Annotated in this window: 9 protein-coding genes; 4 read left to right on the top strand and 5 right to left on the bottom strand. The window is 71.9% G+C overall.

Annotation, left to right across the window (positions count from 1 at the left end):
- Positions 1-228 precede the first annotated feature (228 nt).
- Entirely contained in the window at positions 229-888 is a 660-nt protein-coding gene (locus tag ACIQI8_RS01875) for a GNAT family N-acetyltransferase (RefSeq protein WP_402343512.1), read from the top strand.
- A gap of 7 nt (positions 889-895) precedes the next feature.
- Here the strand turns inward: ACIQI8_RS01875 and ACIQI8_RS01870 are convergent, their stop codons facing one another.
- Both ACIQI8_RS01870 and ACIQI8_RS01865 read right to left on the bottom strand, forming a co-directional pair.
- On the bottom strand, positions 896-2,620 hold the full coding sequence (locus ACIQI8_RS01870; RefSeq protein WP_402343509.1) for a dolichyl-phosphate-mannose--protein mannosyltransferase: 1,725 nt from the start codon (positions 2,618-2,620) through the stop codon (positions 896-898).
- Between the two features lie 33 nt (positions 2,621-2,653).
- On the bottom strand, positions 2,654-3,331 hold the full coding sequence (locus ACIQI8_RS01865) for a lipoprotein (RefSeq protein ID WP_402346628.1): 678 nt from the start codon (positions 3,329-3,331) through the stop codon (positions 2,654-2,656).
- A gap of 80 nt (positions 3,332-3,411) precedes the next feature.
- Between ACIQI8_RS01865 and ACIQI8_RS01860 the strand changes: the two genes are divergently transcribed.
- On the top strand, positions 3,412-4,191 hold the full coding sequence (locus tag ACIQI8_RS01860; RefSeq protein WP_402343506.1) for a maleylpyruvate isomerase family mycothiol-dependent enzyme: 780 nt from the start codon (positions 3,412-3,414) through the stop codon (positions 4,189-4,191).
- Between the two features lie 260 nt (positions 4,192-4,451).
- On the top strand, positions 4,452-6,419 hold the full coding sequence (locus tag ACIQI8_RS01855) for a DUF1996 domain-containing protein (RefSeq protein ID WP_402343503.1): 1,968 nt from the start codon (positions 4,452-4,454) through the stop codon (positions 6,417-6,419).
- Between the two features lie 61 nt (positions 6,420-6,480).
- Here ACIQI8_RS01855 and ACIQI8_RS01850 read toward each other — a convergent pair whose 3' ends face one another.
- The 3 genes from ACIQI8_RS01850 to ACIQI8_RS01840 form a co-directional block, all read right to left on the bottom strand.
- Entirely contained in the window at positions 6,481-6,762 is a 282-nt protein-coding gene (locus tag ACIQI8_RS01850; protein WP_402343500.1) for a hypothetical protein, read from the bottom strand.
- Positions 6,763-6,826: 64 nt separating this feature from the next.
- A complete protein-coding gene (locus tag ACIQI8_RS01845) occupies positions 6,827-8,404 on the bottom strand; it encodes a glycerol-3-phosphate dehydrogenase/oxidase (protein WP_402343497.1) in 1,578 nt (525 codons plus the stop codon).
- Positions 8,401-9,000 (bottom strand): TetR/AcrR family transcriptional regulator, encoded by a 600-nt coding sequence (locus tag ACIQI8_RS01840; RefSeq protein WP_402343494.1) that lies wholly within the window; start codon positions 8,998-9,000, stop codon positions 8,401-8,403. Before ACIQI8_RS01840 ends, ACIQI8_RS01845 begins: the two co-directional genes overlap by 4 nt.
- Before the next feature lie 107 nt (positions 9,001-9,107).
- Here ACIQI8_RS01840 and ACIQI8_RS01835 point away from each other — a divergent pair, with 107 nt between their 5' ends.
- Positions 9,108-10,703: an FAD-binding oxidoreductase gene (locus ACIQI8_RS01835; RefSeq protein ID WP_402343491.1), complete on the top strand. Its 1,596-nt coding sequence runs from the start codon at positions 9,108-9,110 to the stop codon at positions 10,701-10,703.

The raw sequence follows: 10,703 nt of genomic DNA, 5'->3' as shown, positions 1-10,703 counted from the left end.
TGGCTTGGCCAACCCCTTCCCGCGCGTTGTCCGCAAGTTCACCACCCACCCCTGATGCCCCCGCCGAGCCGGGCGGGGAGTGATCGGCGGTCCGCTCCACGGGCGGACCGAAAGCCCTCACTCGGCAGAGCCGGTCCCGCTCAAGAAGGGGCAATCATGGCCGAGTTGACACGCCGTAGCCTCCCCCGAGTCTTGTGGGAGCGCTCCCAAATCGGCCACGATGCTGCGATGACCCCGACTTCGGACACCCGCCCCGCGATTCGCCCCTACCGGCCCGAGGACCGCGCGGCCCTCGACGACATCTGCGTGCGCACCGCGCACCTCGGCCAGGACTGCCGGCCCTTCTACGAGGACCCCGGCATCTTCCCGACCATCTTCGCCGCGCCGTACCCCCAGCTGGATCCCGGTCTGTCCTTCGTCCTCGACGACGGCATGGGCAACGCGGTCGGCTACATCGTCGGAACGGCCGACACCCCCCGGTTCGTCGCCGAATTCCGCACCAAATGGCTGCCGTTGGTCGCCGACCGCTACCCGCCGCACCCCGGCCCGCCGGCCACCCCCGACGCGGCGATGGTCGCGCTGCTGCACGACCCCGAGCGGATGATCGTCCCCGAAGTCGCCGCCTATCCGGCCCACTTGCACATCGACCTGCTCCCCGACTGGCAGGGGCAGGGCCACGGCCGCGAGCTGATGTGGACCTTGCTGGATGCCCTGGCGGACCGGGGTGTCCCGGCCATCCACCTCTGCATGGTCACCGCCAACACCCCGGCCAGGGCCTTCTACGACCGCCTCGGCTTCCACGAGATCGCGGTGCCGGATCCCGGCCCCGTCACCTACCTCGGGCGTACGACGGGCAAGGTGGACCGAGCGCCAGGCCAACTGCCGTGACCGGCCCTCAGATCCAGCTGTCCAGCCACATCCGGGCCTGCCAGTCCGGGTACGGGATCGTCACTCCCGTGTAGATCGGGAAGAAGTAGATGAAGTTCCAGACGATCAGCAGCACCAGCACACCCGCGCCGACCGCGCCCACGGTCCGCCGGCGCTGGTCCGCGTCGGGCGGCCCCAGTACGGCGCCCACCATCATCGCGACGGCCAGACACAGGAACGGCACGAACACCACGGCGTAGAAGGAGAAGATCGTACGGTCCTGGTAGTTGAACCACGGCAGATAGCCGCCCGCCACCCCGCACAGCACGGCTCCCGCGCGCCAGTCGCGGCGCAGGGCCCAGCGGAAGAGCAGGTAGAGGAGCGCGAAGCAGCCCGCCCACCACAGCAGCGGAGTGCCCAGCGCGAGGATCTCCTGAGAGCAGCCGGCCGTGACGTGGCAGCCGTCCTGGCCCTTCGGGGCCTCGTAGTAGAAGGACACGGGCCGGCCCTGGACCAGCCAGCTCCACGGGTTCGACTTGTAGCGGTGCCAGGCGTGCAGGTTGATGTTGAACTCGTAGACGGCGTGCTCGTAGTGCCACAGGCTGCGCAGGGGAGCCGGGATCCACGACCACACCCCGCCGCGGCCGTCCGCCCAGTGCCGGTCGTAGCCCTTGTCGGACAGGAACCAGCCGGTCCAGGTCGCCAGGTACGTCAGTACGGCGACCGGCACGAGGGACAGCGTCGACCGGCCGAGGTCCTTGCGCAGGACCGCGCGGTAAGGGTGGTGCGCGCCCGCCACGCGGCGGGCACCGACGTCCCAGAGCACGGTCAGGGCGACGAAGAAGGCCAGGAAGTACAGGCCGTTCCACTTGCTCGCGGCGGCGAGGCCGAGGAAGAAGGCGGCCGCCAGCCGCCACGGACGCAGACCTGTGCCCGCGTGTTCGCCGGTGTGCGCGTCCGGCCGGGCGAAACCGTCCGCGCCCACCGGGAGGGCGGCGGCGAGCCGGGCCCGTGCCTTGTCGCGGTCGACGAGGAGACAGCCGAAGGCGGCCAGCGCGAAGAACATCACGACCAGGTCCAGCAGGGCCGTACGGCTCATCACCAGGTGCAGGCCGTCCACCGTCATCAGCGCGCCGGCCAGACAGCCCAGGGCCGTCGAGCGGAACAGCCGGCGACCTATTCGGCACAGCATGAGCACCGACAGCGTGCCCAGGACGGCCGTCATGAACCGCCAGCCGAACGGGTCCAGGCCGAACATCCACTCCCCGAGGCCGATCACCCACTTGCCCATCGGCGGGTGCGCGACGAAGCTGCCCGCGTCGGAGAGCGGGATGACCTGGGGGTGCGCCAGGATCTGCGGGTCGGCGACCTTGCGGTCGGGCCAGGTGCCCTCGTAGCCGAGCCGGAGCATCGACCACGAGTCCTTGGCGTAGTACGTCTCGTCGAAGATGAGGTCGTGCGGCGAGCCCAGCCGCCAGAACCTGAGGATCCCGGCGACGACGGCGACGAGGACCGGGCCCACCCAACCGACGGACCGGGCCGCGAGAACGGCCAGGCGCGGGCTCAGTCCGGCCGACTCCCAGCGGCGGGTGCGCGGCTCCGGGAAGGGCGGGACCAGTCGCTCGCGGGTGTCGACGGGGCGGTCGAGCGGCGCGTACCCGAACCGGCGCAGCCGCCGCGCCCAGGCACTCGACTCGCCCTCCGTCGAAGCCTGCCCGCCTACCTGTTCCCGCGTCGGGGCGTCACTCGTCACCGGATCATCGTAGGGAAGGGGTCGCGGCCGGGCTCAGGCGGTGCGCAGGGTCTGCTTGGCCAGTTCGAACGCCGGGAGCATGTCCTCGTGCTCCTCGGAGTCCAGACCGCCCAGGTGCAGGACCACCGGTCCGCTCGCGGTGGTGACGGCGAGCGCGCGCTCCTTCTTCGTCTCCTCCAGGAGCTTGCTGGTGAACAGGTACTCCACCTCGACGCCGTCGAGGCCGCCGCTCCTGAACGTCGTGTACTTCGGCTTGCTCGTGTTGTCCTCGGCCTTCACGAAGGCCTCCAGCACGGTACGTGCGTCGTCCTTGCCCGGCTTGCCGGTCCAGACGCGCAGGAAGCCGATGTGGCCCGCCGGCTTGGCGTCCACCTCGCAGGCAGCGGTGACCGGGCCCTGGTGCAGCAGCGCGTCGGCGATCTCGTCGGCGAGATCGCTCCCGTCCCCGGCCGACTTGGCGTCGATGGACTTCGCCTTCCACTTCGCCGCGATGTCGAAGGTGACCGGGAGTTCGCAGGCCGAGCCGGACGTGCCGATCGTGCCGCCGCTCTCGGCGGCCTTTTCGCTTCCCCCGGCCGCGTCCGCCGTCGCCGACGCGCTCGTGCTCGCACTCGGCGCCTCGTCGGACGCCTCCGCGCACCCCGTCAACACCGCGGTCAGCAACGCCACATGGGCCAGCCCGCGTCGTGTGTTCCCCGCCCCCACCAGCATTTTCTGCATCTCCTCGTCGATTCGGCCGGGACACAGTATCCGAGGTGTGGCGGCGGGCCCGGATGACCCATGATGTCCGGGTGAGTTCGCTGACGTTCGACCGCTATTGCCATGAGATCGGCTATCAGACCGATCTGCTCGCCGGGCATGTGAAAGACGTGGACGGGACCGCTCCGATCGCCGCCTGCCCAGGCTGGGACCTCGACAGACTGCTGCGCCACGTGGGCGGCGACCACCGCTGGGCGGAGGAGGTGGTCCGCACGCGAGCCGCCGGGCCCGTCCCCGACGAGGGGGTCAACGACCCTGCCGTGTACGCCGACATCGACGGCGAGGCCCTTGGCCCTTGGCTCTCCGACGGCGCCGCGGCACTCGCCGCGAGCCTGCGTGCGGCGGGCCCGCGGGTCCGGGTGTGGACGCCGGCCGAGGACCGGTACACCACGGCGTTCTGGGCCCGGCGCATGACCCACGAGACCGTCGTGCACCGGGCTGACGCGGCGCTGGCGACCGGCGCGGAGTTCCGGCTCGACGACGACCTCGCGGCCGACGGGATCGAGGAGTGGCTGGAGTTCTCGACCGTCTCCGAGGCCTACGAGTCGCGTCCGGACACCCCTGAACTGCTCGGCGCCGGGCGCTCGCTGCGCTTCCACGCCATCGGCGCGGGGCAGTGGTTCGTCGACCTCGACGGCGACCGGCCCACCTGGCGCATCGGGTACGGCGACGCCGCCGTGAGCCTGCGCGGCTCCGTGACCGATCTGCTCCTGCTCCTCTACCGACGCCCCGCGCCCAGTGTGGAAGTACGGGGCGAAACGGACCTGTTGGACCTGTGGTTGACCAGAACGGGTTTCTGGCTTGAGGTTTAGCCTTCGGATCCTCGTGATCAGCTGGCTGACCAGGGCCGCTTTCGATTCTCCTGTGGTCTGTGAGTCACTGGAGTCGAACGCTTCCTAAGAGATTCCGAAGAATTTCCGATGCGGTTGAACGCGCCTGTCGTCTCGTGCGTATGGGACCGGGGGAAGCCATGCCCGACCCGCACCCGAGGCGCAGGAGAACTTCCGTGGGACGCAACACGCGCAGACGACCAACAGGCGCGCGCCGCGCAACCTTTGCAGCAGTGGCGCTGATGTTGGGAGGAGGAGGCCTCGTCGCGGCCAACGTGTACGCGTCGGCCACCGAGAGCGGTGGGGACTCGTCGCAGCACACGGACAGCGCCCCGGGTGGCGTCACGGTGGACTGCCCCGATGTGGGTGACCAGTTGACCGATGTGCCCGAGGAGGCGCAGCCCAAGGTCGACGAGGACCTCGCGGCGATGGACGGCCAGATAGCCGAGGCCTACCAGCGGATGCGGGACGGAAGCTCCGACGACGTCCTCGCCTCGCTGAAGGAGAAGCGGTCGGCGACGATCGAGGACATCTCCAACACGATCGACGAGGCGGGGGAGCGGCCGCAGGGCCTGGACGACCTCGCCGAGTGCACCTGGCGCAAGTCCGACGACCAGAGCGGCCAGGACCAGGCCCAGGACCAAGGGCAGGACCAGGGCCAGGGTCAGGACCAAGGCCAGGACCAGGGTGACGGCCAGGATCAGGGCGGCCAGCCGGCCGGCAACGGCCCGGTCGCCGCGGACTACGCGGACATCAACTCCGTCCAGCCCAACTCGCCCGCGCCGGACCTGAACTCGTTCGTCTCCAAGGGCACCTTCACCACCAGCTGCGGTGTCAACGAGAACGGCCTGCGCAACTCGGACAACGTGATCGTGGCCCCGGGTGTCTCCAACGGCGCCCACCACTTCCACGACTACGTCGGCAACCAGTCCAACACCGCCTTCGCGAGCGACGACGACCTCGCCAACGCCGACACCACCTGCGAGAACCCGGGTGACAAGTCGACGTACTACTGGCCGGTCATCCGCCTGCAGAACGGCACGCAGGAGAAGGACGCGGGCGCGCCCGGCGGCGGCACCGAGGGCAACTCGGGCCAGATCGTCACGCCCAAGCAGGTCACGCTGACGTTCATCGGCAACCAGCGCAGCGAGGTCACGGCGATGCCCCGCCTGCTGCGCATCATCACCGGCGACGCGAAGGCGTTCGTCAACGGCACGGCCAACGCCAACGCCTCCTGGAGCTGCACCGGCTTCGAGGACCGGCAGCTGAAGGACAAGTACCCGCTGTGCCCCCAGGGCAGTGACGTGGTCCGCACCTTCCGCTTCCAGAGCTGCTGGGACGGCCGCAACATCGACAGCGCCAACCACCGCACCCACGTGGCCTTCGAGGACTCCTCCGGCAACTGCCCGGCCGGCTTCAAGGCCATCCCGCAGCTGGTGCAGCGGATCGTCTACGACGTGGACGCGCCGAGCCTCCAGGACGGCGGGAAGACGACTCCGCTGTTCGCGCTGGACTCCTTCCCCGAGAACCTGCACAAGCCGGTCACCGACCACGGCGACTTCATCAACGTCTTCTCCGACAAGCTGATGGGCGAGGCCGTCGACTGCATCAACGGCGGCCGCCAGTGCGGTGCCGGCACCGGTGAGGACCCGGGCGGGGACAACGGCGGCGACAACGGTGGCGACAACGGCGGGAACCCGCCGGCGACCGAGCAGCCGAGCCAGCAGCCCTCGCAGCAGCCGTCCGAGGAGCCCACGCAGAAGCCCACCGAGAAGCCGACCGACCAGCCCACCGAGGAGCCGACGACGGCCCGGCCGACGGACAACCCGGGCGAGAACCCGTCGGAGTCGCCGCGCGAGACCCGCGGCAGCGGGAACAACAACGGCGACGACAACGGCAACGGCAACGGCTCCGACGACCAGAACAACGACGAGCCCACCATCTCCAGCACCGAGGAGCCTCAGGTCCTCGCCTCCGCCTCGAAGAGCGCCGAGGCACCCGCGGTGGGCCAGGACAGCTCCACCCCGCCCGCCCAGAACGTGGGCGGCAACGACCCGGTCGCGGAAGGCGGCAGCCAGTCGCAGGCGGTCGGGGGCGGTGACCTCGCCGAGACGGGCACGAACCTGTGGCCCGCCGCGGGTGGCACGGTCCTCCTGATCGGAGGCCTGGTCCTGCTCACCCGTACCAGGCGCCGCTACCCGAGCGCATAGCCGCACACGAAGGCGCCCGGACCGCACGAACGACATGCGGTCCGGGCGCCTTCGTACGCCGTCATTCCTCCGGCTTCGGGTGCCGCGCCGCCGACTTGACGTCCGCCTCGACGTCGTTGCGCGCCAGTCCCTCGTCCTTCGCGTACTCGGTGACGGTGGCCTGGACCTCGCGGGCCAGATCGCGCCAGGCCCGCCAGGCCGTCTCGTACGTATCGGTCTGCTGCCCGCTCCAGCCCTCCGGCTGCGTCGGCGGCCCGTAGGAGTCCCGCAGCTCCTCGACCCGGTCGTGCGCCTGATCGGCGGCGCGCTGCTTCTCCACCAGCTCGTCGAAGGTATGTGTCACGGAATCAGACGATAAGGACCGATACGCGCTTTCGCGCGACGGACGCGGCTGTCCGGACCAGCGCTCAGCCGTGCCGGGTCACGATGTCGCCCAGCAGTCGGCGCACCGCGTCCAGCGCCGCGGCCCGGTCGGCGGGCACCAGGCCGATGCGGGTACGCCGGTCGAGCAGATCGGCCTCGTCGAGGGCCCCTTCGTGGCGTACGGCCCAGACGACCTCGGCGGCGGTGACGGGATGGTCGGGGAGCACGCGCTCGCCGAGCCCGGGGTCGCGCTCGGCGAGTGCCTGGACGGCGAGGGCCTCGGTGCCGTACCGCCGGATCAGCCGCCCGGGTGCCGGTAGCGCGTCCAGCGTGCGCGGCGAGGCGGCGCCGACCAGGGAAAGCGAGGCGGTCGGGGAGGGACCCGCCGTGAGGCCGCGGGTGCGGACGGCGGCGTCCACGGCGTCCTGCGCCATCCGCCGGTAGGTGGTGAGCTTGCCGCCGACCACGGTCACGACGCCCTCCGACGAGGTGAGCACCGCGTGCCGGCGGGAGATGTCGGAGGTCCTGGCCGCCGTACCGGAGTGGGCGTCGGCCGTGGTGTCCAGCAGAGGGCGCAGTCCGGCGAACGCGCCCACCACGTCGGCGCGGTGGACCGGGGTGTCGAGGACCGAGCCGAGGACATCGAGCAGGAAGCCGATGTCCGCCTCGGGGACCTCGGGCACGTCCGGGATGTCCCCGTCGACGGGTTCGTCGGTCAGCCCGACGTAGACGCGGCCGTCGCCCTGGGGCAGGACGAGGACGAAGCGGTTGGTCTCGCCGGGGACGGGGATGTGCAGCCCGGCCGGGAGCGGGCCGAGGCGCTCGGCGCGCAGGACGAGATGGGTGCCGCGGGAGGGGCGGATGCGAATGCCGTCGACCAGGCCGCCGGCCCACACGCCGGACGCGTTGACGACCGCGCGGGCCCTGATCTCGCCCTCCTCGCCGCTGAGTTCGTCGCGTACGCGGGCGCCGGAGCCGGTCAGCTCCAGCGCCCGGACGCGGGTGAGGACGCGGGCGCCGTGCGCGGCGGCGGTCCGGGCGAGGGCGGTGACCAGTCGGGCGTCGTCGGTGAGCCGGCCGTCCCAGGACAGCAGGCCGCCGCGTACGCCGTCGGCGCGCAGGGCGGGCGCCAGGTGGCGGGTCTCCAGGGCGGAGAGCCGGCGCGGGGCGGGCAGGGTGGCGCGGGAGGTGCGGGCGGCCACGCGCAGGGTGTCGCCGGCCCGGAAGCCGGCCCGGGCCAGGGCGGCCTGACCGCGGGAGACCAGGGGAGTCAGCGGCAGCACGAACGGCTGGGCGCGGACCAGGTGGGGCGCCGTGCGCTCCATCAGCACCCCGCGCTCGACCGCGCTCTCGTGGGCCACGTCGAGCTGCCCTGAGGCGAGATAGCGCAGCCCACCGTGGATGAGTTTGCTGCTCCAGCGGGAGGTCCCGAAGGCCAGGTCGTGCGCGTCGATCGCGGCGACGGTCAGACCACGGGCCGCCGCGTCCAGGGCGACCCCGGCGCCGGTCGCGCCGAGTCCCACCACGAGGACGTCGACGACGGGACCGCCCACCGTGTCGGCCAGGTCGCGGGAGCGCCGGGCGGCGGACAGGGACGAACCGGCGGCGGGGCTGGGGGTCATGGCGTGAGGGTCCTCTCCAGGATGTCCCGCAGCTCCGTGAGGAAGGCGGCGGAGGACAGGTCGGCGTCGTCCTCGTCGGTCATGGTCCGCAGGGACAAGGTGAAGGACTGCACGATCAACAGCAGCGACCGGGCCTGTCGTTCAAGGTGTGCGTGACGCACCGAACCGTCGGCGTGCCCTTCCTTGAGGCCGTCGGCGAGCAGCTCCAACAGGGCGTTCTGGCTGGCTCCGCGGCGGTCCAGAACGTAGGGCAGGAGCAGTTCGGGATCGACGTCGACGATCTTGCGGAAGAGCGGGTGGGCGCGGAAGGACTCGACTCCGGCGACGAGTCCTGCCACGAGCCGCTCGCGCGCGGTCGTGTCCGGGCGGTGCTCGGGAATGGCCCCGGTGGCCACGCCGACCCACTCGCGGGTCATCAAGTCGCCGACCAGGGAGCGCACGTCGGGCCAGCGCCGGTACAGCGTCATCCGGGAGACGCCCGCGCGGCGGGCCACGTCCGTGAGCGTGGTGCGGCGGACCCCGACGGCCAGGACGCAGTCGCGGACCGCGTCCAGCACCGCGTCGCCGTCCGACTGGTTGTGACGAATAGGCGTCATGTGTCACAGTGTAACGCCTCGGGGCCCGGTGGGGCCGCGGAGGAACGGAATTCGGGGAACGGGACCGGAGCGCGAGCGCTCGACATCGACCGGTGAGGATGACAGCGATGGACATGCTGTGGAGCGGCTGGGGCGACCCGGACCGGGCAACTCCCTTGCCCGACACGGTGATCGGGCTGCTGCGCGATCTGCTCGGCGTGAAGCCGAGCGCGGCGGCGCCGGTCGACCTGGCCGAAATCGCCGTCCCCGAGCCGGAGTTGGAGCCTGCCGCCCTCAACGCCCTGAGCGCCGCGGTCGGCGGCGGGCGGCACGTCCGTATCGACGCGGAGACCCGGATCCGGCACACGCGCGGCAAGTCCACGCCCGACCTGCTGCGGATCCGGGAGGGCGAGGTCGACGACATCCCGGCCGCCGTGGTGCTCCCCTCGGACCACGACGAGGTGCTCGCTGTGCTGCGGGCCTGTGCCCAACTCGGCCTGGCGGTCGTGCCGTTCGGCGGTGGCACGTCCGTCGTCGGCGGCCTCGCCCCCGGCCGCGGGGGCGCCTTCGTCGCCCTCGACCTGCGCCGGATGGACCGCCTGCTCACCGTCGACCCGGTCTCCCGCACCGCCACCCTGCAAGCGGGCCTGCGCGCACCGCGGGCCGAGGCGCTGCTCGCCGAACACGGCTTCACCCTCGGCCACTTCCCGCAGTCCTACGAGTGGGCGACCATCGGCGGATTCGCCGCCACCCGCTCCAGCGGCCAGGCCTCCGCCGGCTACGGCCGCTTCGACGAGATGGTCCTGGGCCTCACCCTCGCCACCCCCGAGGGAACCGTCGACACCGGCCGCGCCCCGCGCTCCGCCGCCGGCCCCGACCTGCGCCAGCTCTTCCTCGGCTCGGAGGGCGCCTTCGGCGTCATCACCTCCGTCACGGTCCGGGTCCGCCCGGTCCCGCAGATCCGCTTCTACGAAGGCTGGCGCTTCGCGTCCTTCGAAGAGGGCGGCGCGGCCCTGCGCCGGCTCGCCCAGGATGGCCCGCGACCCACGGTGCTGCGGCTGTCCGACGAGACCGAGACGCTGACCGGGCTCGCCCAGCCCGAAGCGATCGGCTCCGCCGAGACACCACCGGCCGGCGGCTGCGTGGCGATCGCGGGCTACGAGGGCACGGTGGAGGGCACCGCCTACCGCCGGGAGCACGCGGCGGCCGTCCTGCGCGAGAGCGGCGGCACGCCCCTCGGCACCGAACCCGGCGAGCGCTGGGCGCACGGCCGCTACTCCGCCCCGTATCTGCGCGACTCGCTCCTCGACGCGGGCGCCTTCGCCGAGACGCTGGAGACTGCCGCCTTCTGGTCCCGCGTCCCCGGCCTGTACGCGGCCGTTCGTGACGCCCTCACCACCACACTCACCGAGGCGGGCACCCCGCCGCTGGTCATGTGCCACATCTCCCACGTCTACGAGAACGGCGCCTCGCTCTACTTCACGGTGGTCTCGGCGCAGGGCGAGGATCCACTGGCGATCTGGACACGGGCCAAGCACGCGGCCAACGAGGCGATCCTCGCCGCGGGCGGCACCATCACCCACCACCACGGCGTGGGCACCGACCACCGCGACTGGTACGTGCGGGAGGCGGGCGCGTTGGCCGTCGGGGCGCTGGGCGCCGTGAAACGGTGCGTGGACCCGGCCGGGGTGCTCAGTCCCGGTGTCCTGCTGCCCCTCGACTGA

Source organism: Streptomyces sp. NPDC092369 (genome assembly GCF_044755245.1).
Taxonomy (GTDB): Bacteria; Actinomycetota; Actinomycetes; order Streptomycetales; family Streptomycetaceae; genus Streptomyces.
Note: the sequence above shows the minus strand (reverse complement) of the source record. Positions and strands in the feature narration are given on the sequence as shown.